Below are 21683 nucleotides of genomic sequence, written 5' to 3' on the forward strand. Positions count from 1 at the left end.
TGGATGATAGGCGCTCGGCGATAGGCGCGACGACGTACGCGTGTCTGGTGCCCAGTGGCATTTTGCATGATCATCGGTTCGGGTGGATGGGGTTGGCGATGCCGTACTCAGTTCTCCGCGAGGAAGTGCTCGACCGAGGCTTGTGCGCGTCGTGCGGCGCCTGCGAGCTGGTCTGCCCGGCCGAGGCCATCCGGTTTGACGGGCTGCAGGTGACGATCGCACAGCCGTCCTTCACCGATGCCGACTGCGGCACGTGCAACGCATGTGCGGCCGTGTGCCCGGGTGCGGATCCGGCGACTCCACACATCGAGCAGGCCCTGTTCGGCCGCACGCGCACCCCGCAGGAGCGATGGCTGGGGATCTACGAACAGGCCTACGGAGGTCACGCCCTCGACGACGAACTGTTTGCCCGATCGGCCAGTGGAGGCAGCATCACGGCGTTGCTCCAAGCCTCGATGACGGCACTCGATGTCGAGGCCGTGCTGACGATGGGGCGGCGGCCCGACGATCGCTGGTGCGCCAGCCCGACCCTCGACCGCGAGCCAGCGGCCCTGGTCAGGCAGGCGCAGTCGACCTATCAGATCGCGCCGTACCTCGGGGCGCTGCGCCCACTGCGGACCAGCTACCCGAAGACACGCATCGCGATGAGCGCGTTGCCGTGCCATGTGCAGGCGATGCGGAAACTTCAGCAGCTAGACAGCCCGGAAGGTGAATGGGCACGGTCAAGCGTGGTGCTTCTCATTGAGCTCGCCTGCTCTTCGGGCACCACACCCGACGGCACCCGGAGCCTCGTGGAGGAGGTGGTCGGCATCCCGGCGGAGACCGTGGTGGAGATCCGCTACCGCGACGGCGCCTACCCCGGCGGGATCAAGATCCTTGCCTCCGACGGCCGTGAGCACCGGCTGCCGTTCTGGCGTGCTGTGCGGCACTTCGCGGACGCCAAGACCCACCGGTGCCTGTCCTGTGGCGACTGGATGTCCGGGGTCGCCGACGTCAGTGTCTGCGACGGTGATCCGAACATCTTCGAGGCCAGCTTCAGCCGTCCCGCAGCCGACAAACACGGGCAGATCCTCGTGCGCACACCGGCTGGCTCGGCAGTCCTGCAGCACGCCGTGGCGAACGGATTGATCCGGGCATGGCCGCTGTCCGCGCAGGCCACGAACCTCGGCCTGGCGCGTAAACGCAACAGGCGGGCTCAATACGAGCTCGATGGGGCGGCCATCCCGGCCGGTCCCATCCCAGGCAATGTGGAAAGCATCGAACCGCAGCCAGACGATCAATTCATCCCAGCACCACAAGAGCACGGCAGCAGCTGACAGCCGGGCTGGGTACCCGGAACCCCGCCGTTGGGTGCTCAACCGGCAGTATCATGTGTTCTCCATACCTATCTGCCACTTGCCGGGAGCGTGACGTTTGTCAGGACTGCCATTTTCCTGGAGCGAATGGCACTCGATGGACGCGGTAGCGCTAGCCGGCGCGATCCGTAACGGAGCCGCCACTGTGCAGGAGGTCGTTCAGCAAGCTGCGCACGCCGCAGACGTGCTGGATCCAGCTCTAGAAGCGGTCGTGGAGGTCTTTGCCGATGTCGCTGACGGCCCGCAATCCCCACAGCACCAGCCTTCCGGCCCGTTCGAAGGCGTGCCGATCTTTATGAAGGACTCCGGCTCGGGTATGCGGGCAAGACTGTGCGAATTCGGTGCGCGGTTGTTCGCCGGTCAGATCCGCGACGCTGATTGCCCGCTCACGCTACGCATCCGCGACGCCGGGTTCATTCTGATCGGGCGGTCCGCAGTGCCGGAGTTCGGTAAAGCCTTCGATACGACAACAAGCTACGGCGGTCGCGTGAGATCCACGAGAAACCCGTGGAACACGCAACACACCGCGGGTGGCTCCTCCGGAGGCAGCGCGGCTCTCGTCGCCGCCGGGGTTGTGCCGATCGCCAAAGGCGGCGACGGCGCAGGCTCGATCAGAGTCCCGGCAGCCTTCACCGGCCTTGTCGCGCTCAAACCGACCCGCGGCCTGCTGCCATTGCCGGCTGAAGTCAACGAATTGACCGGATACCGGCTGCACGAGGGCTTCATGACCCGCACCGTGCGCGACCAATCGGCGATCCTAGGCCGCATTGGCTACGGCCGGGCGAAAAACTCCATTCACCCCAGCAGCAGACCAAAACCGCTCTATACCACCGATCTGAGGATAGACCCCCCACCGCTACGCGTGCTGGTCTCGGTCGGCGCCTGGGGCCGCCCCGGATACTGCGACCCCCAGCTCGCCACCCGCATTCGGCAGGTTGCGGCTCTCCTGGACGGCCTTGGCCACCACGTCGAGATCGTTGACGAGGAAAGGATCTGCCACTGGGCGTCCATGTGGGATGCCTTCGAGGTCGGCTGGATCGCGGCAGCGTTGGCGTGGCAGGACATCGCCGCGGAACGTGGCCTCAGGGAGGCGGAACTCGGCGGCATGCTTGAGCAGCAAAATCAGGGCCTGCTGGAAGCCAGCAAACGGCTCACCGCCCGGGATCTGCGCCGGAGCCTGGCAAGCAACGTCAAGATTGCCGCCGCCGCAAGCGCACTGTTTCATGACGCCGACGTATTGCTCTGTCCAGCGACCGGCGAGTCTGCACCACTGGCCAACGGACCCAGTTCCCTGCTACACGACGAGCCGTTCGACGCCTGGTTTACCCGGTTTCTGAACACGGCCCGCTACACAGCACTCGGCAACGAAACCGGCCTGCCGAGCCTGGCACTGCCTGCGGGTCGTGGCGAAGGCGGCCTGCCCATCGGCGCCATGCTATACGGAGCTCACTATGACGACGAGCGACTCCTGTCACTCGGCGCCCAAATCGAACGAGCTCAACCGCATTGGTTCAATCAGCATGCGCCTACGAGCGTGGTGGCCAGCAACTTACTATGACCGGCCACGGAGCCAGCACCCCGCTGACGATCAAGTTGACATCGCCTGCCGGCCCACAAGGCACGGCACTCATCCTGTCTCAGGGAGGCCATTCGCGAGCTGACCCTACAGGATCGTGATCCCAGCGTGGGCAGACCCGTAAGCTGGCCGACGGTCTAAATTGAAAGATGGCTGGATCCAGACCTGAGCTGGGAAAGCTGCGGCCGCCACGCCTATCGGAGCTTAGTGCGTGTTTGAGAAGTCGCATCCGGCGTGGCTCGCGAGGTGTCTGCTACCAGCGCCGTTTGGACCTCTGGCCGCGGCGACCGCGACGTTGAGGTTGGGTTGGGCTGGTCAAGCCATGCGCTGATCGGTCGAGGTCGGTCTGGGTGAGAACGGGGCGCCCGAGGCGTGTCGATAGCCATCGGCGCTGGTAGCCACTCAGGTCGTTGATGAAGACGACGGCGTCGACGTCCTTGCTCGAACAGGCCGTGGCGATCTCTTCGAGCTTTCCCGGACCGATGAGAAACCGGCGCGACAGCGGTGCGGACATCAGCCGGACCCCGCCATCGGAGATGCCCCTTCGCTGGACGAATCGGTCCAGTACTTGTCCTCCCAGGGCTGTCACCCGTGCCTGCAGCGCGTCGAGGCGGTCCTGGTAATCGCGGTCCTTCGCTGAGAACAGCCCGACCAGGATAACGGAGCGGCTAGCGGTCACCCGGACAGCATCCCAGGTCAGCGGCCCCATGCCACGCGATATTCGGTCGCCGTGGCAGCCGACGCAGCCCAGTGAGCCATGAGGACGGGTTCAGTCGAAGGCCCATGCCTGCTGACGAGTGGCTGGCCCGCCTCGGGTCAACCGGCGGACCATGCCGCTGATCGCGGCCCAGCGGATCATGGCTTCGGACGTCGCCGGATGGCGCTCGTAGTCACGGGCCAGCCGGCGGTGGGCGGTGAGCCATGCGAGAGATCGCTCGACAACCCAGCGGCGGGCGATCACGGCGAACCCTTTCTGGCCTGGAGCCTTGCGCACGATGTGCAGCGTGGTGCGCAGGACGCGCTGGCACCACTCGACCAGGAGCCCGGCGAACCCGGCATCGGCGTAGACGAACCGGACCGGCGTGAACGGGTACACCGACAGTAGGGTGGTCTTCGCACCGTCGCGGTCCTGGACCGAGGCGGCCATGACGCATACGACCAGCAGCAGGCCGAGGGTGTCGGTGACGATGAACCGCTTACGCCCGCTGATCTTCTTGTTCGCGTCGTAACCCCGGGTTTGGCGGGGCACGGTGTCGGCGCCTTTGACGCTCTGGGAGTCGATTGATTCCCGCGCTGGGCTCCTCACGGCGACCCTGCGCGGCGCGGACCCGCCGACGTAGCGCGACCATGATCTGTTCGGTGACCTTGGCTTCCTCCCACCGGGCGAAGTACCAGTACACGGTCTGCCAGGGTGGGAAGTCGAACGGCAACTGCCGCCAGGAGCACCCCGCCCGCACCACATACAAGATCGCGTCCACGATGTCGCGGCGTGGGTGCTTCTCTGGGCGCCCACCGGTCTTCACCTGCGGTAGGAGCGGCTCGATCACCGCCCATTGGGCGTCGGTCAGATCAGACGGGTAGCGGCGGTGGCGCGGCATCCGACCACTATGGACGAATCTTCATGCGTCGAACCAACTGGTACCCAGGCGATCATGAGGACTTCTCAAACACTGAGCTCATTTCATCCTGACCAGTGTCGATATCTCGCGGGGTCAGTGGAGTTTGCGCGTCAGTCGCCGGTGGTACGGCCTTGTCGAACGGCTGACATACACGCCGGCAAGCCTGCCCATGGCATGATCACCGGATGGAAATCATCCCTGGCGAGGGCGTGACCTTGGCAAAGGTGGGTGAGAGCCGGGACGAGGTCGAGCGTCGAGTGGGCTCGCCCGTGCATCCCGGCCGCGCGAGTCGAGCGGTCTACGACACGAGCCCCGGTCTGGTGCTGACCTATACCGAAGACGACGCCGTCGAGGTGGTGGAGATCGCCTACTCCGGCGACGGGCGTGAGGAGGTCTTCTTCGACGGTGTTCAGCTGACCTATCGCTTCCTCGACGACGTCGTGGCCGACCTCGCCGCCAAGGGCTACGGCTACGAGCCGATCGACATCGGGTACCGGGTTGAGCCCGGCTTCGCCATCTGGTCGATGGGATCCAGGTGGGCGAGGGACTTGGACCCGGACGCGGCCGAGGATGATCCTCGTCAGGTCTGTGAAGGTGTGTCCGTCGCGCCGTACGACTACTTCCGGCCGTGACAGACGAAGAGGTCGAAGCGTACATCCGCAGCCTTCGGTAACCCGTCACGGCTCCTTGGTCGCCGACGACCTCGCGTTGATCAACGCATGCGCGGATAGCTGGCGAAGAAGCTCCTGATAGGACTGGGGTTACCACACGCACCAGTTCCAGCAGGAGCTTCAGTTGCTAACCTACCGCGCCCTGGTCCCCGGCCTGTCGACGCCCCACGTGAAGTTCCTCGCCGGCCTGCTGGCCGAGCATCGCAGGCAGAGCGGCTGTCGGTGGCGCAAGCTGCCGGCAGCACAGCAGGCACTGCTGGTCCTGGTCCACCTGCGCTGCGGTGACAGCCTCGCTCAACTGGCGGTCTCGTTCGACGTCTCGCCGACCACCTGCTACCGGTACGTCGGCGAAGCGGTAACGCTGCTGGCCGTGCTGGCGCCGTCGCTGGATGAGGCCCTGTCCGGGCGGAGGGGGAAGGTGACGATCCTGGACGGCACGATCATCGCGACGTTCCGGGTCCGCTGGACCAGCGCACACAAGCTGTGGTGGGTGCGCCGCAAGCGCACCTACGGCGTCAACCTGCAAGCGTTGTCCGGCGAGGCTGGAGAGCTGCTGTGGATCTCCGACGGCCTGCCGGGCTCGACCCATGACCTGACCGCCGCGCGACGGCACGGCGTAGTCGACGCCGCCGTCCGGCACGGCCTGCAGTTCTGGGCCGACCGCGGCTACCAGGGCGAGGCACCCACCCTGATCACCCCGGTCCGGGCAGGCAAGGAAAAACCCCTGATCCCGGCCGCGACGGCGTACAACCGCCGCCATGCCGCCGTCCGAGCACCCGGCGAGCGCGGCTTCGCCACGCTCAAGTGCTGGCAGATCCTCACCCGCGTACGCTGCACCGTCAGCAAGACCAGCACCATCGCGCGGGCGATCCTGGCCCTACACCACGCGACATCGACGCCGATCAGGATGAAATGACCTCACTCACTAAGCCGCCCAAGCAGCGCCCGCCGCTCGACCAGTGGGCCTTCCAGCAATCTAGCAGATGGTTGGCTGCATTCAAATATATGCGCAAATCGTCCACGCTAAATTTCCAGAGTTGCGCGAAAAGGCAGAGTCTGCATTTGGCTCATGACGCACTAATTAGTAGTCTGAAATTGTGCCCGGACCTGGAGCGAGTCGATTCAGGTCCGGGCCGATGATGCTTTGCGATTCGTCGGACATTGTTAGGAAGGGCGGCCCGTGGCAGGGAGGTGCTGTGGAATGAGCGACGCGTGGAAGGTTGAGTTACTGCGGCGCGACTGGCGCCAGTACGCCGCAAGCGGTCGGGCTGAAGACGTGCGCGATGGCATTTTGGAACTCATGGTTGCGGATGATGAAAGCGCAGCTGATGATGCGGTGTCTATGATCCATTCTGCGATGGCTGATCAGAACGGCGTGTTCGAGGTGGCAATTGCGGGAGTCCAGGTGCTGCTCCTCGCCTTAGGCTCTGCGGGGAATGCTATCCAGGACAGAGGAATTCTGTCGGCAATCGAATATGTCTGCGGAACCGGACTGGACCCACATGCTGACGCGGCGTCGACAGTCGGCCAGGTTAACAAAATGGTCGCCAGCGGATTGTGGAGTTTTTACAGCCTACTTGAACACTCCGATGAGGAGGTGGCGTCCTCCGCGCTGGGCTTGGCAATGTGGGCAGACTTCGATCGAAATAGAGCTCAAGTGATACTCGCCTCGATCGCCGACTCTGATAACCCCCTTTCCGAAACCGCCAAATTGATATCTGGGCAATTCTGGTGGCGCAGTCGCTTGGCGCCCGAAGCATCATGATCGCTCGCCTGCCCTCGGCGGATACTGCCCGAGGGCAGGCGGGCTGGCCGGGGTCATGACGCAATGCCCGTAGGTTAGGCGTCGGTGCTGGTCGGCGGCTGGTCGGGCGTATAGAGCCTGATAGCGGGTGGCTGGTCGTGCCGAATGCCGAGTCCAGCAGCTGTTCTCGCTAACCGAGCAATCCTCGTCGCTAGTATCGCAAGCACTGATTCATTCGTCATGGGTCGCTGAAAATTTGGACTCGATGGCCCGAGCAAACCAGCAGGACGGCCAGCTCCTTGGTGTTCTAGGCTCCGTCGTCATAAGACATGAGCATGCGCTCGCCGCAGTACGCGCCGCGTGTTCAATGCCGCCGGACGAGTTCGTGTTTCTGGGGTTGACCAACGATATTTATGAGAAGGCGTTTTACGCAGCAGATCTTGCAGAGGGTTTCCTTCGCGGCAGGGGCGAGGCCATCAACGGTATACGTCGGGATGCAGCTGCTACTGCCATTAAGGCGCTTCTTGCCGCCGTGTTTCTGGATAAGAGCTGTCCGCCCTCGCTGATCCACACGTGGCCAGCGCCATGGGTCCCGATACTGGAATTGATAGCACCCGAAGCGCCGGTGCCGTTGGACCCGGCAACGGTCTTGGACCGAAAGCTTGGTGCCCTTCAGCTCAGCCATGACCACGCCTTCGAGAGATTCGGCCCTCCCCACGATGGCCGGCACAGGGCTGCACTGACAATTGAGAGTGCTCTTCTCGGTCGCAGCATTAGGTTTGTTGGCGAAGACGTCGCCGGTACGAAGAAGGCTGCAAAACAACGCGCAGCAGTAGTGGTGCTTGACATCCTCGGAGAAATAGCCAACCCAGAAAGCGCAATGAGGTTGATGGCCGACGGCGGAAGCCACGGTCCATCAGCAGCCTTTCTGCTTGCCCACCTAGCCGAAGCTACGGTCCCGCCAGTGGTGCCGGCCGCGGTTGACGGTGACGTGGTCGCCACCCAAGAGACTGGATCGGTGAGGAGTCATGACACAGACGTACCGTGTGGTGGACGTAGCCGGAGCGTTCCGGTAGAGGAGCACATCGCCAGCGACTTCCTGAGAGCTTCGCTTCCTGAGTTCACCGAGGCGGAACGGAGTGAGGCAGCGCTCGTCCAAAGGTACGTGGCGTGGCTGGCGCGGCAAGGTCGGATGGTGGTACGTAATGAACTACGTATTCTCGAATCAACTCATCCGTTCTACACTGACTTGTTTGATGTCACATCGCGTGAGCTAATCGAAGCCAAGTCATCTGCAAGTCGCGACCATATTCGGTTAGCAATCGGGCAACTGATCGACTATGGACGATCTGTAGACCACGATCGACTTGCAGTGCTCACGCCGGCACGACCCGAAAGTGATCTTGTACATCTTCTGCACCATGCGGGGATGGCGTCCATATTCGAAGCCGATGACGGCTCGTTCTTGCGCCTCGACGCTTGAAGGTCTGTCCCATTGAGCGTGGACCAACCGTGCTTCCGCAGATGGTGCCGGGTTGACAAGATGGACGTCGATGGTCGGGTGCAGGCCAAGATCATGATCAACTACGGTCTTGCGGGGACGATCAAGCCATGCGGTTCGGATCACGATCCGGTCACAGGTGCGAGGACGCCGAACGGGTCGCGGATCCAGTGGTGCATGGTGTCGATGGCCTTGACGACCGTGGGCAACTGCCGAGGCTGGCCGCGGAAGTCGGCAGTCAGCACGCGCCAGCACTTGAGCTGGGCCTTGGCCCGCTCGCCCAGGCATCGCAGACCGGCCTGCAGGCGGTCGGCGGTCTTCTTGGCCTCGGGTAAGGTCTTCTCGCCGCGCTTGCGCTTGAAGCCGGTGATGACATCCGGGTGCAGGCCGATGTGGCCCAAGTCGGCCAGCAGACTCAGGAACTCCGGAATCTTCTCGGCGATCTTGAACCGGCGGGCGGCGGTGATGTCGACCGTCCGACCGGGCAGCACCCCGGACACCCACAGCAGTTCGCCGTCGGGAGCCGCGACGGTATCCATTCAGGCCTGCGGTTGATCAGGCAATCTGTGGTGGCATCCATGGATTGCCGACGAGGGCGTCGCGGAGGGCGTCGAGTGGGTGGATGCCGTGGTTGCGGGCGGTGGCGAGTTAGAAGCGTACGCGGCAGTAGCGGGCGGCGGTGCGGACGCTGCGCCAGCAGTCGCCGATCTTCATCTGGAGTTTGACCATGCGTTGGGGCTGGTCGGGTAGCCCCGACGCATTGCTGCGCCGGGGCCCCTCAGAACCGTGCTTGCCACTCGTCGCGGCACACGGCTCAAGCAAGCCCAGAGGCGAGCAGGCTGGCCTGCGACGCCGCGAAGATTCGCTGTCGTAGACGCCGTACGTCGTCCTCAACGGCACGCCAGTCGACAGCGTTCGAGGGTCTCGCCCTCCGGTCCGTTCACCACGATGGTGTCCAACTTGTCCTTCGGTTCGGGGTTCATTGACCAAGGAGTCTTCGCAGGCTCACCCGACCCGCGCGGGCACCCTTTCGGGTCCGGGCACCAGGCCCGGTATCCGGCCAGTTATCCGAGACGACCAGCGGAACGGCCAGCCATCATGTCCCGCGCCGCGGCGACACCACCTGGCGGCGGTTCCTGCGCACCCAGGCCTCGACCATGCTCGCGTGCGACTTCTTCCACGTCGACTGCGCCCTCTCCCTGCAGCGCCTGTACGTGCTCTTCGTGATGGAGGTCGGCACCCGCTACGTCCACATCCTGGGTGTCACGGCGAACCCGGACGGGGAGTGGACGCTGCAGCAGGCCCGCAACCTGCTCCTGGACCTCGGTGAGCGGGCCGACCGGTTCAGGTTCTTGATCCGCGACCGGGGCGGGCAGTTCACCGCCGCGTTCGACGCCGTGCTGGCCGACGCCGGCGTCACCGCCTGCAAGATCCCACCACGCAGTCCACGGGCGAACGCGTACGCGGAGCGATTCGTCGGCACGGTCCGCGCCGAGGTCACCGACCGAATGCTCATCACCGGAGAACAGCACCTGCGCCGCACGCTCGACAGTTACGCCCGCCACTACAACGAGCGGCGCCCGCACCGGGCGCTGCAGATGCAGCCGCCGCGCTCCGACCGGCCCGTGATCGACCTTACGCTGGAGCGGATCAAGCGGCGGCCCGTCCTCGGCCGCTTGATCAATGAGTACGAACGCGCCGTATGAAAGATCCAGCTCAGGCCATGTGACGGGGTTCTGGAACCCCATAGGGAGTTTGGGGACCGTCAGCGGTTCCGACCGCGCGCCGACGGCTTCCGGTAGTAGCGCATGCTTGCGGTCAAGCGGCGCGGCCTTGGTGGAGTGAGAATGAGCTGCGACCGCAGATCGGCGAGGGTGTCGGTCCACGAATGCTGTCACGCAGACCTGAAACTGCTTGTTCACCGCGTCGCAGATCGCGGCGGCCCGTTGCTGGCCGTCGAGGATGTGTCCGGGCGTCTTGTCATCGACGGCCCAGCGAAGCAACCTGACCCGCGATTGTCTTGCGCCAAATTCTCGGCAGAACGTCAGAACGCAGCTACTGGATGTAGAGCCCCTGCATGCCTTCCGTGCGGTAAGACCGGACGTAACCTATCGAGTCAGTCGTCCGCAGCGGAGTCGTCTTCGTCTTCGTCAGCACCCTTCATCAGTTTCGCGATCTTATCGCGCCAATCGAATGCTAAGACTGGGATTTCTGCAGTTCCCTCTAAGACATCGTTGACGTCTTGAGCAGTGACCCGCCACCGTGCAGTTATCGACTCTGGTGGTGACTCTGCGAACATGATCAGCACAACCTCGCAGAGGTCGCCGATGTGATCCTCCTCGGGCCGAAGCGCCTTCATGTTCATCGCTAGCATCGCGGGGGTCTCGCGCTTGATCTCAACGCCACCATCGACCGGAGCGCTCGCGACGAGGGATCTAAGGTCGCTATTTCCCAAGCTGGTGTTCCAAATTTCGGACCCCCAATCACTCGGCATTGTGGGGAATAGGTCGATCGGGTCGTTCTCGCTCTGATACTCCCATTCAGTGGCTACGATCTCGTCCTCGAACAGGATGTCCACGCGAACGTCTCGCATGAAGGTGCGTGTTCGATTGTGCAGGCGAACATATATGCCTTCGAGAACCCTCGCGGCCAGGGCGACTACGCCGACTGTCGGGGACTCAAGCGTCTCCTTCTCCCATGTGGAAACCTGCTCCAAAAACTCTTCGCGGGAGCGGCGGTCCGTCGTGAGAGCGTCGAAGGTGAAGGGGTGGACGCTTCGCTCGCGATCCAATTGTGCCCGGAGCCCGGCGGCGCGTTGGCTAACGTACTCGATTAGCCGTGATTTATCGATCTGGATGGCGCAAATTGGGCCTTCAATCGCGACATCAACATCTACATCGACCCTGGAACCCTTGCGGGTCGCGCGCTCGACGAGCTGTCGTACTTCATCTCCTTTGGCTTGCCTGGTCTCCCCGTCCTGGCGGACGTAGATGCCTCCATCGATGAGTCCATCACCGTCTGCGCGGCATGTCCACAGGTCGCCCGTCGGCGGGTCAACGACGATCACGATTACATCGTGTCCGCCACTTCGGATTCTCTCGAAGTCCCACCGTGGACCGCCGACGCCGACCCACTTTTGTACCGCACCTGCGAGGTCCTTCGCCTCAAATGAGGGCACTCCAACAACACGTCCATCACCGATGCCAAGAATCATTAGCGCGTGCCCGCTGAAGCGGCGTCTAGCCTGTTCCGGGTCGCGGTTGGCAGCTCCAAGGATGAACTTCGCGACCTTCGCGCGATCCGCCTTGATGTTCAGGTCGACTGCGGACTTGACTTCTAGGAAGTATCTCTCGACGCGGTCGTCTGACTCGATCAGCCATCCGATGAGTGCGGCCCAACCCATCTCACCGGTAGGTAGCCGAGTTAAATCGACACGACCCGTCTGCTCCTCACCGCCATTTGGCCCGCTTACCGCAGTCTCCTGTCCCGTCACGTCCTGCGTTCCTCTTGCTCGTATCCACGCGACACTCGCGTCTGCACATCATCTCAGCTCAAGACGGCTTGAGCTTGACCAGGGTCCCGGACGTCCGCGTGTGGTAATCACGCAGCGAGGGTGCGACAGGTTCAGCCGCCAGGCGCGTTCGAGCAGGCCGACCTTCTGATTGAGCAGGTCGTGGACCTGGGTGCCAGCGCTGCAAGGTGGTCTGGGCGCGCGAGCCGTCCTGCAGCAGGCTCGCCTTGGCCCAGCACGTGCTGTGCGCGGCGACCTCCTACAACACCGCCTCGCCCAGGCCGTGCCGCAGATGCCACCGGTCGGCAACCTGGACAACGTCGGGCAGCGCGCGATCGCCGGTGCGCCCGGGCCGCGAGCATGACACCACTGCGCTGCGCTGCCACGACGAGATCCTGCCACTGCTCAAGACATGGATCGGCTACGACCTGGCCGCCCTCGGAGATCTGGGGGCGCTGTTGCGTTGAGTGTTGGCCTGATCGTGGGCACACTCGAACGGTGAAGCCCTCGCCCCGTTCACGTCCGTGGCTGCCGGCGTTCGTCGGGTTCCGGTTTCCGCCGGAGGTGATCGTGGTCGCGGTGCGGTGGTACCTGCGGTTCAACCTGTCCTACCGCGATGTCGAGGAACTGCTGGTCGAGCGCGGGATCGAGGTCGACCACGTCACCGTCTACCGGTGGGTGCAGCGGTTCACGCCGCTGCTGGCCGAGGCGGCACGGCCGTGCAGGCACTCACCGGGCGACCGATGGTTCGTCGACGAGACCTACGTGAAGGTCGGCGGCGTGTGGCGGTACGTGTACCGGGCGGTCGACCAGCACGGTCAGGTCATCGACGTGCTCGTGTCCACGCGTCGTGACGCCGCCGCGGCCCGCGGGTTCTTCCGCCGGGCGCTGTCGACGTTCCGGGCTCCAACCGAGGTGGTCACCGATGCCGCAGCGGTCTACCCCTCTGTACTGGAGGAACTCATCCCGCAGGCGTGGCATCACGTCGAGCGTTACGCGAACAACCCGATCGAGGCCGACCACAGCCAGCTCAAACACCGCTTGAGACCGATGCGCGGACTACGGACCGACAAGACAGCACGAGTGATCATCGCCGGGCACTCCTTCATGCAGAACCTGCGCCGTGGACACTACGAGATCGCCATCGACACCACGCCCGCCCGGCGGGTCGCCGCGGCGTTCACCGAACTCGCCAAGGCGATCTGACACCAGACCGTCACCAAGCTCCACCATGTCCGGCGACCCGACAACGCAACAGCGCCCGATAGCCACCGCCATGTACACCGCCTACGGCGAACTGTCCAAGACGATCTACATGCCGCCCGGCGGTGGCCCATACGTCGACAACCTGTTCGACTACTACAGCGACACCCACCGGCTCAAGACCGACAGCGTCAAACCCCAGAACGCTGCCGACACCATTTCCAACCGCACCTACACCTACGACCACAGCGGAAACATCACCACCGTCACCGACGCGCCAGGGGTCGGCTCCACCGACACCCAGTGCTTCCGTTACGACACCCTGGCGCGCCTGACGACCGCTTGGACTCCCACGTCCGGCGTGCCGTGCAGCACCGATCCCGCCGTAGCCAACCTCGGCGGACCCGCAAAGTACTGGCAGGGCTGGACCTTCGACAGCACAAGCTCGCTGAAAACGGAGACCAGCCACACTTCCGGCGGCAACACCACCCGCAGCTACACCGTGCCCGTCGGCGGCCAGAACGTGGTGCGCCCGCACGCGGTCACCCAGATGAGTGTCGCAGATGTCACCACCAACTACACCTACGACAACACCGGCAACACCGTCTGCCGCCCCACCGGCACTGCGGCCAACAACTGCAGCACTGGCAACAACAGCCAGACCCTCACCTGGGACGCTGAAGGCCGACTCTCCGCGGTATCGGCCGGAGGATCGACCACCGAAACCAACATCTACGACGCCAACGGCGTCCGGCTCATTCGCCGCGACTCCACCGGCACCACCCTCTACCTACCCGGCCAGGAGATCCGACGCGAAGGCGGCATCAACACCGGCACCCGCTACTACAGCTTCGCCGGACGCATCTGCGCGAGCCGAAAAGGCACATCGAACATTAGCGACCTCACCTGGCTATACGGGGACCACCAGGGCACACAGCAAATCAGCGTCAACGCGGGAACACAGACAGTTTCAATCCGTCGGCAGACCCCCTACGGCGCTCCCAGGGGAACAAATCCCAGCTGGGCAAACAACAAGGGCTTTGTTGGCGGAGACAACGACCCCACGGGTCTTGTAAACATCGGAGCTCGCCAATACGACCCTAACCTTGGGCGGTTTATCTCTACCGACCCGTTGATGGATCTACAGGATCCTCAATCGTTCAATCCGTACTCCTATTCTAAGAACAGCCCCGTTACGTTCTCTGATCCCAGCGGGTTGAAGTTCGAGGATGAAACGGGCGCGGCTTACGGCAAGCGACTGGCAGCGGCATCGCATAGCGAGAAGTCGCCTGCTAAGCCGCCCCGTGTAGAAAACCCGCGTCTTCAGAAAATCATCGATGAAGTGTACTCTGTCTATGTCAAAAGCAATGGCCGGGCCACTGGATATGTTGGCGACGGTACAGCCATTGATGCGCTCTTGGAGGAACTGCAAACTGGTCTAAAGACAGCACGCAATGCAGATGGATCCGGGGGAAATTTCCATTACAAAGATGTGCTGGATCTGGCTGGCGAGTTGAGTGGTCTGCTAGAAGGCGACTTCCGTGCCTCAATGAAGTTGGAGGACGGTCGTTCGATGCGTCAATTCGAATATGACAGTCTGCTGTCGTCAGCGGATCAGACAATTGCCCGCTCACTGTTCGCCCGTATGTGGCGTGCACTGCGCACGAAAGATACCGCTGGTGCGATTTCCGCAGAAATCGAAAACAACTCGGTAATATCGAAGCAGGTCGAAGGGGCTCTCGAGAATATCAAGAACCGATTCTCCGTCTCCGATGTGACCGGTGAGAATTTCAATATTGGTGGCGGTGGGCATCCGCAGCGTGTAGTTTCACGCGGTCCCGCCGAACTGGTACCCGAGGGACGACTTGGCGGTACGCGGAGCGGCGGGATGGGAAGGGTTGGAGGTGCGATGTCAATCCTCGACTTTGGAGCTGGCGCCTACTTTATGCTTAGGTACGGTCCGCAGAACTTCAACTGCATAATGTCCGGGATACAGTGCGTTGATACCACTCCCACAACACTCTGATGCTGGCGATTCTCCGAAGGAACTGAACTTGAACCTTACCTACATTGGCCTGCGCGGAAGCCTCATTGCCCGCTTTGGCAATAAGGCCGAAGATCTCGCCAAAGCGGAAGAAGAGTGGGAAACATCGACCGGAGGTAACGTCGACACCATTATGCCCTATCGCTATATGTCGCGAGTGTTCGTCGACGGCATCTTCATTCCGGCCATCGAACATCAGAAAATTGCAGTAATGGAGGCTTGCTGCAGCTTTCTTGAAGACATCTTTTCCAGTGGCGATGACGATCTGATGGAATGTGCGAGAATTCGTGTCACTCCACGGATCCTATCGAAGCGGGCTTGGTCTGATCCAATCAGAGATTTTGCGGGTCCTCTGTGGTGCGAGGATCTAGCAAATCAAAGCGCCGATTGGTCTTGGGCCAAGTAGTTCCGCAAGGGAAACCGCTGCGATCCCCTTTCGACCTAGGTTCGGAGTAAGATGCCTTCCGGTGGGATACTCTCGGAGGGCATCTTACAAAAAGGAGGAATCGAGTCGGCCTGGGGCACGCGGAGTCATGTGTGCGCCAGGCCCTCACCTCGATTGAGCTTGCGCGTGTACGTGTATAGGAAAAAGCCGCTCCGCAGACGACATGCTTCAGGTAGTTATTGGCCAGTAAGGCAAAGGTGCCGTGGTCAGGCTGCGGCGTAGCGGACTTCGGGCTTGCGGAACAACGCTTGTACGAGCTTGGGCTGGTTCTGGCGGCGGCGGAGGTGGGTGCGGGCCGCGGCGGCGAGTTCGGTGCGGTTGGCGGGGCTGGCCTGTGCCACATGGCGTTTGAGGTCGCCGTGGAGGATTTCTACGGGGTTGAGTTCGGGTGAGTATCCGGGCAGGAAGTGCATCTGGATGGCGTCGGCGTGGTCGGCCAGCCAGCGGCGGATGCTGAGTCGCCGGTGCACGGGGTGCCCATCGACGATCAGGTGGATCTTGCGATCGAGGTGGCGGGCCAGGAACGTCGGGAACACCGGCCCGGTGAACCCTCACGTCGCCCGGGTGGTGGAGGTCGCCGCAGCCGAGGTACTCCGCGGCGATGGCGATGCGCTGGAGACTGGTGCCCCACAGGACGCGTACACAGGCGTCGACGGATCTGCATCGGTCCGGGCCATGCTCCTGGTCTGGCGTGCACCTCGTCGGCCACGGCAAGCGGCTGATCGGCGGGAAGAGGGTGGTCGGTGTGACGGCCGCATCGACCGGTTGGGCGGGGAGCCGGGAGTTTCAATGGCGATGTCAAGCCGTCGCCGGTGTTGCTATCGGCGAGTTGCGGAACTCGCGGCCGTCGCGGAGTAGTGCCCAGATGACGTCGACCAGGCGGCGGGCGAGTGCGATCAACGCTTGGGTGTGGACTTTGCCTTCGGCTCGTTTGCGCTGGTAGAAGGTTTTCGACGGGCCGTCGGGGTGGATGGACGACAGGGCGGCGAGGTAGAACACGCGGCGTAGTCCGCGGTGGTATCGCTTGGGCCGGTGGAGGTTGCCACGTATGCGTCCGGAGTCGCGGGGGACGGGGGCGAGGCCCGCGTAGGCGGCCAGCCGGCTGGCGTTGCCGAATGCCGTGGGTAGGTCGCCGCCGGTGTCGGCGAGTAGTTGCGCGCCGAGGATGGGTCCGAACCCGCGCACGCTGGTGATCGGCTTGGCATGGGGATGGTCGGCGAACCGGGCGGCGATCTGCTTGTCGAGCTGCTTGATCTCACGGTCGAGGTCGAGCAGCTGCGCGGCGAGGCGGGTGATCAGCGGTGCGGTTGCCGGTTCGGCGTCCAGGGTGATGGTCTGTTCGTGCGCGGCGGCTTTGGCCTTGTCGACCATGGTGGGGATGCCCGGTTTCCAGGCGCCGTGTTCGCGTAGCCAGCCGGCCAGGACGCCGGGGTCGGTGTCGCGGAGTTGGGTGGGTGTGCAGTAGCCGGTGAGCAGGACCAGGGGTGATTTGCCTGTGTAGTCGAAGGCTTGTTCGAGGGCTGGGAAGATCGAGAACAGCAGGCTGCGTAGCCGGTTGATGCCGCGTACCCAGTCGCTCATCAGGTCGGCCCGGCGGGCGGTGAGGACCTGCGGGTCGACGACGATGCGGTCGGCGGTGGCGACCGCGGTCAGGTCGCCGCGCAGCCGGGCGGACTCGGCGATGGTGTGGGCGTCCTTGGCGTCGGTCTTGCCTTCGCCCGCGAAGGCGCCCGCCATTCTGTTGACCAGGCGTCCGGGTACATAGGCGACGCGCTGGTCTGCGGCGGCGAGGACGGCCAGCAGCATCGAGGCGGCGGAGGAGGTCATGTCGACGGCCCACCTGACTTCGGTCGCGGCTTGCCGGGCGCGGGCCAGCAGTGCCTCGGCTTGTGCCTGTGAGTTGGCCAGCTTGTGCGAGAACACGATCTTTCCGCGTTCGTCGACCGCGCATGCGTGGTGGTGGAACTTGCCGACGTCGACTCCTACCCAGATGATCTCGCGGACGGTCATCCGCGTCCTCCCCACGACGGTGCGAACCCGCGGATCACCCTGCCCGGCAGCTCCATAAACAGCGACGTGCGCACAGATTTCAATCAGCAGGAGGGTGTCCAGGCCGGCAGGGCGGCCACTCCCACGGAGGCCACCTCGGGCAAGCAAAAATCAGCCACACCCTGCCGGCCCGGGTATCAGGGACGAGTGCCCCGGACACCGCTCAGCTTATGGAGCAAAAATGGGAGCACGGCCGCTCCCTGAACGGCTCCCGAACGGCGGTGAACGGCCTCGAACGGCGTTGATCATGGGCGTCGCGGGATTCGCGGCGTTGAACACGCGACAAGAGCGCCCCACCGTGGTCGCCGAGTGGTACGGGCGTGGTCGGCGCCTGCTTGAGCAGGCTCCTAGGATGCTTTAGGCAAAGCGACGCAATTCGCCCAGGTGAACCGTCACGAAACGGACACGGGGGCCCTGTGCGCGCCCCGTGTGAGAGTGCGCTAGTCTGTACAGGCTGCCGCGGTGAGAGATCATCAAGGCAACGGGCTGTAGCGCAGCTTGGTAGCGCACTTGACTGGGGGTCAAGGGGTCGTCGGTTCGAATCCGGCCAGCCCGACAGCGAAGAGGGTTTCCGCTGGTCACGGACCACGGAGACCCTCTTTTTGTGTACTAGGAACGTGAGCCGAAGTCGAGTACACCGTTGGTGGACCCCTTGACTAGGCAAGGTGCAAAGTGACGACCCTCAATGTCGCGAAGGCCTTCGAAGGCCTCCCGCGGACCTGGGCCGGCTTCCTGCAGGACTGGGACCGGACCATGCGCTCGCGCAACCACCCCGACACCACCCGCTACACCTACGTCCTGGCCGCCGCCCAGCTCGCCCGCTACCTGAAAGAGCACTCGCCCGACTTCGAGTCTGACGCCGCGGCCGACGACCCGACCCAGGTGACCAAGCATCATGTCGAGGCATTCCAAGCGTGGGTGATCGAGACCCGGTCGGCGTCGACGGCGCTGAACAAGCACAAAGGCCTGCAGCAGTTCTTCAAGTGGCTGGTCATCGATGAGGAGGAGATGGACCGCTCGCCGATGGACCGCGTCGGCCAGCCCAAGACGCCGGAGAAGCTCATCCCGGTGCTCAGCGACGCCGACACCAAGAGGGTTCTCGACCTGTGTAAGGGAAAGACCTTCGCGAACCTGCGCGACCAGGCGATCATCCGGCTGCTGTGCAACACCGGTGCCCGCCTGTCTGAGGTCGGCGACATGACCTTCGACGACATCGACCTGGCCACCGAGTCGGTGCGATTCCGAGGTAAAGGTGCCAAAGACCGGCGGGTGCGGTTCGGGCCGAAGACCGCCCGAGCACTGAGCCGGCACCTCAGGGCTCGGGCGACTCACCGAGGCAATGAGCTGCCGTTCCTGTGGCTGGCCGACCGCGGTGGCCGCCGGCTCGCCCCCAACGGCATCAAGATCATGCTGCGAAGGCTGGGGAGAAGGCCGGCATCGAGCGCCTGCACGCGCATCGCTGGCGGCACAGCTTACGCCCACGAGTGGAAACGCGCCAGCGCCGACACCGGAGACCTGATGCTCGTGCTCGGCTGGACCTCCGATGCGATGCCCCGGCACTACGGGCGCAGTGCCGCAGCCGAACGCGCGCTGGAGACCCAGCAGCGGCTAGGCATCGGCGAGCGCGTCTGACCGGCCATCCGGCGCAGTCAAGGGTGCGCTCCGCGTGGGGCGCACCCTTGCAGGTGTCAGTTCGCCTTCCGTGAGCGGCTGGAGCGTCCGGCCAGTTGCAGCATGTAGGCCTTGATCGCGTGCCTGACACGCTCGGCGCGCTCCTCGGCAGGCAGTACCCCGTTCGGATCTACCTGGCGTTCGAACCTGGCTTGGAACGCCTGCCTGGCTGGAGCGGTCCGCGCCGACCGGTCTGCGGTGTTGGCCCAGGAGGATTGCACGGCGACCCGGGCGCGTCGACGACGCTGGGCGGCGGTAAGGCCGGTCCTGGCCTCGAGTGAATCGGCGGTGTCAGACATCTTCACCGATCCTCAGCCGTGCCTGGGTCTCCTGGGCGCGCTCGGCTGCCGCGCTGGCGCCGTAGTGTCGCGGCATCTCGTCTGACGACCAGCCGAGCACCACCATCAGGTCACCGGTATCGCCGCCAGCGCGTTTCCACTCGTGGGCGTAGGTGTGCCGCCAGCGGTGAGCGTGCAGGCGTTCGACGCCGGCCATTTGTCCTCGCCGCCTGAGCATCATCTGAATTCCGTTGTCGCTCAGGTGCGCTGCGCCCTTCTCTGCCAGCCACAGACAGGGCAGTTGGGCGGCGCGGTGCTGGGACCGCATCCCGATGTATCGGCCAAGAGCACGGCCGGTCTTCGGCCCGAACCGCACCTTGCGGTCTTTGCCGCCCTTGCCGTGGTACAGAGCTGTGTCCAGCGACATGTCGAGGTCGTCGACCTGGAGGTCGGCCACCTCCGACAGACGCGCACCGGTGTTGGCGAACATCCGGATGATCGCTTCATCGCGAACGCCGACGAAGGTGCGCCTGTCGCAGGTATCGAGGACCTTCCGGGTCTCATCAACGTTGATGATCGGAATGAGCTTCTTCCTCTTGCGGGGTTGGCCCACACGTGCCAACGGAGAGACGTCCAGCTCCTCCTCGGCCACGAGCCAGCTGAAGAACTGCTGCAGGCTCTTGTGCTTGTTCAGCGCCGTCGACGCCGACCGCGTCTCGATCATCCAGACCTGGAACCTTTCGATGTCTGCCTTCGTGACCGCGAGCGGATCTCGGCGGCCAACGCTGCGGATCGTGTTGAACGTGCCTAGGAACCCGCACAGCTGGGTGGCGGCGAGCAGGTAGTTGTAGCGGGTGGTAGCTGGGTGGTCTGCAGTGCGCAAGGAACGGTCCCAATCGCGCAGGAAACTGGCCCATAGCGACGGCGTTCGGGAAATCAACCGATCTGCATCAAATTTCACGGTCGGCTCCGTGGCGGAGTGCTCGCAACGTGAGGGGCCTTCCCGTGCTTGCCGGGAGACCGTGGCGGGGTGGTCGACCTTGCTTCGTGTCATGCCCTTAAAGGTCAACCTGAGGCGCCGATTGCTGTGTTGGCCTGGCGGCGACCACCCAACACCGCCCAACAGCACCCAACGCGAGACCAAGTGCGGGGGACTTGAGTAAAGGCTGGAGCGGCCACATCGGTTAGATGGGCATGGTTGGCCTGCGCCGCAGCGTCGACTCCGGCAGGCGCGTGGATCCGGGGCCGCAACTGGTCGGAGCTGCGACTGGAGCGCCCGCCGACCCGCCACGACCTGGACCCGCTCACCGGGGACCGGCCGGTGATCCTGACAGATTTCACGCTCCATGCGGTGACCTGCACTTCGGCCGCGCTGAGGCTGGCCGGGATCACCGCGCCCGCGCCCGCCTACGGCGTCGTCGAACGCGACCCCCAGTGCGAGCCGGCTTGCTTGCTGCGCGAAGGCGCGACCGCGCTGCTGCAGGCGGTCGTGCCGCACTACACCACGGTGCACCTGCGCCACGCCATCACCGCTGCCGCCGCCGCACTGGCCACCGACGGTGTCACCAGCGTCACCGAGCCTGGTATCACCGCGTAGCTGCTCGCCCTGTACGACGAGCTGGCCTGCGCCGGTGGGAAGGGCACCCTTGCCCCGGGCCGCGTCGCGGACCTGCGCGTGTTGGGCGCCGACCTGTACGCCGTCGACCCCGCATGACACCACACACGTCCCGGTCGCCGCCACGGTAATGGGCCGCCGGGTCTACCAGCGGTCCTCCGTTCTCCTGGAGCACCGGCAGGTTGCCGGGTGAGCAGGATAGGCGATGGCGGATCTGGTCTAAGAAACAACCCGCGGGTTCGCCAGCCGGTTGATCATGCTGTGATCGTGTTTCCTGAAGCGGCACTAGGGTTGCTCCGTGTCGTCCGGGCGCAGGAGCAGGATGACGAATCTTCAGGATCTCTGAGGAGAAACTCGTCACCAATGACTCTCTCGCCTGGTTGGCGAACCCGACGCCTGCC

General features: G+C 64.1%; 20 protein-coding genes, 1 tRNA gene and 2 pseudogenes. 14 read left to right on the forward strand and 9 right to left on the reverse strand.

The annotated features are described in order from the left end of the window. The first annotated feature begins 98 nt into the window (after positions 1-98). Both KUA19_RS37190 and KUA19_RS37195 read left to right on the forward strand, forming a co-directional pair. Positions 99-1316, forward strand: coding sequence for a Coenzyme F420 hydrogenase/dehydrogenase, beta subunit C-terminal domain (locus KUA19_RS37190; RefSeq protein WP_217403811.1), 1218 nt, complete (start codon positions 99-101; stop codon positions 1314-1316). Between the two features lie 184 nt (positions 1317-1500). Next, on the forward strand, positions 1501-2913 hold the full coding sequence (locus KUA19_RS37195; protein WP_217403813.1) for an amidase: 1413 nt from the start codon (positions 1501-1503) through the stop codon (positions 2911-2913). 271 nt (positions 2914-3184) lie between these two features. Here the strand turns inward: KUA19_RS37195 and KUA19_RS37200 are convergent, their stop codons facing one another. Further along, positions 3185-3640 (reverse strand): HflX-like GTP-binding protein, encoded by a 456-nt coding sequence (locus KUA19_RS37200; RefSeq protein WP_217403815.1) that lies wholly within the window; start codon positions 3638-3640, stop codon positions 3185-3187. Positions 3641-3700: 60 nt separating this feature from the next. After that, positions 3701-4529 (reverse strand): IS5 family transposase gene (locus tag KUA19_RS37205; RefSeq protein WP_254550726.1). Its coding sequence is split into 2 segments (ribosomal slippage): positions 3701-4213 and positions 4215-4529, totalling 828 coding nucleotides; the frame shifts between segments, so codons are not numbered across the junction. Positions 4530-4735: 206 nt separating this feature from the next. Between KUA19_RS37205 and KUA19_RS37210 the strand changes: the two genes are divergently transcribed. The 4 genes from KUA19_RS37210 (at position 4736) to KUA19_RS37225 (ending at position 8448) form a co-directional block, all read left to right on the forward strand. After that, the gene (locus KUA19_RS37210; RefSeq protein ID WP_254550727.1) at positions 4736-5182 is read left to right on the forward strand and encodes a hypothetical protein; all 447 of its coding nucleotides are present in this window, start codon (positions 4736-4738) and stop codon (positions 5180-5182) included. 163 nt (positions 5183-5345) lie between these two features. Then, entirely contained in the window at positions 5346-6137 is a 792-nt protein-coding gene (locus tag KUA19_RS37215; RefSeq protein WP_217403817.1) for a transposase family protein, read from the forward strand. Between the two features lie 285 nt (positions 6138-6422). Further along, positions 6423-6986, forward strand: a complete 564-nt coding sequence (locus tag KUA19_RS37220; protein ID WP_217403819.1) for a hypothetical protein — start codon at positions 6423-6425, stop codon at positions 6984-6986. Between the two features lie 244 nt (positions 6987-7230). Continuing rightward, complete coding sequence (locus tag KUA19_RS37225; RefSeq protein WP_217403821.1) at positions 7231-8448, forward strand: double-stranded RNA binding motif domain-containing protein; 1218 nt, start codon at positions 7231-7233, stop codon at positions 8446-8448. Between the two features lie 140 nt (positions 8449-8588). Here the strand turns inward: KUA19_RS37225 and KUA19_RS37230 are convergent, their stop codons facing one another. Then, positions 8589-9005 carry a transposase family protein gene (locus KUA19_RS37230; RefSeq protein ID WP_217403823.1) on the reverse strand — a complete coding sequence of 139 codons (417 nt, stop codon included), beginning with the start codon at positions 9003-9005 and terminating at the stop codon, positions 8589-8591. Positions 9006-9623: 618 nt separating this feature from the next. On the opposite strand from KUA19_RS37230, the gene KUA19_RS37235 reads away from it, so the two are divergent. Further along, positions 9624-10172 (forward strand): integrase core domain-containing protein, encoded by a 549-nt coding sequence (locus KUA19_RS37235; RefSeq protein WP_217403825.1) that lies wholly within the window; start codon positions 9624-9626, stop codon positions 10170-10172. A gap of 410 nt (positions 10173-10582) precedes the next feature. Here the strand turns inward: KUA19_RS37235 and KUA19_RS37240 are convergent, their stop codons facing one another. Continuing rightward, positions 10583-11959: a hypothetical protein gene (locus KUA19_RS37240; RefSeq protein WP_217403826.1), complete on the reverse strand. Its 1377-nt coding sequence runs from the start codon at positions 11957-11959 to the stop codon at positions 10583-10585. A gap of 123 nt (positions 11960-12082) precedes the next feature. Next, a pseudogene (locus tag KUA19_RS43465) lies at positions 12083-12311 on the reverse strand (ISL3 family transposase); the annotation flags it as partial. Position 12312: 1 nt separating this feature from the next. Here KUA19_RS43465 and KUA19_RS45135 point away from each other — a divergent pair. The 4 genes and pseudogenes from KUA19_RS45135 to KUA19_RS37260 all read left to right on the forward strand — a co-directional run. Then, positions 12313-12429: pseudogene (locus KUA19_RS45135) on the forward strand (IS5/IS1182 family transposase); the annotation flags it as partial. A 76-nt stretch (positions 12430-12505) separates the two neighbouring features. Next, the gene (locus KUA19_RS37250; RefSeq protein ID WP_217403870.1) at positions 12506-13183 is read left to right on the forward strand and encodes an IS6 family transposase; all 678 of its coding nucleotides are present in this window, start codon (positions 12506-12508) and stop codon (positions 13181-13183) included. Positions 13184-13208: 25 nt separating this feature from the next. Next, positions 13209-15206, forward strand: coding sequence for an RHS repeat-associated core domain-containing protein (locus tag KUA19_RS45140; RefSeq protein ID WP_217403830.1), 1998 nt, complete (start codon positions 13209-13211; stop codon positions 15204-15206). Between the two features lie 28 nt (positions 15207-15234). Then, positions 15235-15630: a hypothetical protein gene (locus KUA19_RS37260; RefSeq protein ID WP_217403832.1), complete on the forward strand. Its 396-nt coding sequence runs from the start codon at positions 15235-15237 to the stop codon at positions 15628-15630. A gap of 245 nt (positions 15631-15875) precedes the next feature. Here the strand turns inward: KUA19_RS37260 and KUA19_RS37265 are convergent, their stop codons facing one another. Continuing rightward, positions 15876-16205, reverse strand: coding sequence for a transposase (locus KUA19_RS37265; protein ID WP_308167863.1), 330 nt, complete (start codon positions 16203-16205; stop codon positions 15876-15878). A gap of 262 nt (positions 16206-16467) precedes the next feature. Beyond that, on the reverse strand, positions 16468-17679 hold the full coding sequence (locus KUA19_RS37270; protein WP_217403833.1) for an IS110 family RNA-guided transposase: 1212 nt from the start codon (positions 17677-17679) through the stop codon (positions 16468-16470). Positions 17680-18200: 521 nt separating this feature from the next. On the opposite strand from KUA19_RS37270, the gene KUA19_RS37275 reads away from it, so the two are divergent. Both KUA19_RS37275 and KUA19_RS37280 read left to right on the forward strand, forming a co-directional pair. After that, a tRNA-Pro gene (locus KUA19_RS37275) sits at positions 18201-18274 on the forward strand. 116 nt (positions 18275-18390) lie between these two features. Continuing rightward, on the forward strand, positions 18391-19350 hold the full coding sequence (locus KUA19_RS37280) for a tyrosine-type recombinase/integrase (RefSeq protein ID WP_308167864.1): 960 nt from the start codon (positions 18391-18393) through the stop codon (positions 19348-19350). Positions 19351-19406: 56 nt separating this feature from the next. On the opposite strand, the gene KUA19_RS37285 is transcribed toward KUA19_RS37280, so the two are convergent. Together KUA19_RS37285 and KUA19_RS37290 are read right to left on the reverse strand one after the other, a co-directional pair. Next, positions 19407-19688 (reverse strand): hypothetical protein, encoded by a 282-nt coding sequence (locus KUA19_RS37285; RefSeq protein ID WP_217403835.1) that lies wholly within the window; start codon positions 19686-19688, stop codon positions 19407-19409. Beyond that, the gene (locus tag KUA19_RS37290; RefSeq protein WP_308167865.1) at positions 19681-20628 is read right to left on the reverse strand and encodes a tyrosine-type recombinase/integrase; all 948 of its coding nucleotides are present in this window, start codon (positions 20626-20628) and stop codon (positions 19681-19683) included. Before KUA19_RS37290 ends, KUA19_RS37285 begins: the two co-directional genes overlap by 8 nt. Positions 20629-20865: 237 nt before the next feature. On the opposite strand from KUA19_RS37290, the gene KUA19_RS37295 reads away from it, so the two are divergent. After that, positions 20866-21264 (forward strand): amidohydrolase family protein, encoded by a 399-nt coding sequence (locus tag KUA19_RS37295; RefSeq protein WP_217403839.1) that lies wholly within the window; start codon positions 20866-20868, stop codon positions 21262-21264. Positions 21265-21683 lie beyond the last annotated feature (419 nt).

The sequence above is a fragment of the Catellatospora tritici genome, assembly GCF_019083965.1.
GTDB classification, from domain to species: domain Bacteria; phylum Actinomycetota; class Actinomycetes; order Mycobacteriales; family Micromonosporaceae; genus Catellatospora; species Catellatospora tritici.

Excerpts from the sequence above, each read along its gene's own strand:
- KUA19_RS37190 (WP_217403811.1), top strand. The coding sequence starts at position 99 with ATGCCGTACTCAGTTCTCCGCGAGGAAGTGCTCGACCGAGGCTTGTGC.
- KUA19_RS37200 (WP_217403815.1), bottom strand. The coding sequence starts at position 3,640 with ATGGGGCCGCTGACCTGGGATGCTGTCCGGGTGACCGCTAGCCGCTCC.
- KUA19_RS37210 (WP_254550727.1), top strand. The coding sequence starts at position 4,736 with ATGGAAATCATCCCTGGCGAGGGCGTGACCTTGGCAAAGGTGGGTGAG.
- KUA19_RS37220 (WP_217403819.1), top strand. The coding sequence starts at position 6,423 with ATGAGCGACGCGTGGAAGGTTGAGTTACTGCGGCGCGACTGGCGCCAG.
- KUA19_RS37225 (WP_217403821.1), top strand. The coding sequence starts at position 7,231 with ATGGCCCGAGCAAACCAGCAGGACGGCCAGCTCCTTGGTGTTCTAGGC.
- KUA19_RS37230 (WP_217403823.1), bottom strand. The coding sequence starts at position 9,005 with ATGGATACCGTCGCGGCTCCCGACGGCGAACTGCTGTGGGTGTCCGGG.
- KUA19_RS37235 (WP_217403825.1), top strand. The coding sequence starts at position 9,624 with ATGCTCGCGTGCGACTTCTTCCACGTCGACTGCGCCCTCTCCCTGCAG.
- KUA19_RS45140 (WP_217403830.1), top strand. The coding sequence starts at position 13,209 with ATGTCCGGCGACCCGACAACGCAACAGCGCCCGATAGCCACCGCCATG.
- KUA19_RS37270 (WP_217403833.1), bottom strand. The coding sequence starts at position 17,679 with ATGACCGTCCGCGAGATCATCTGGGTAGGAGTCGACGTCGGCAAGTTC.
- KUA19_RS37285 (WP_217403835.1), bottom strand. The coding sequence starts at position 19,688 with ATGTCTGACACCGCCGATTCACTCGAGGCCAGGACCGGCCTTACCGCC.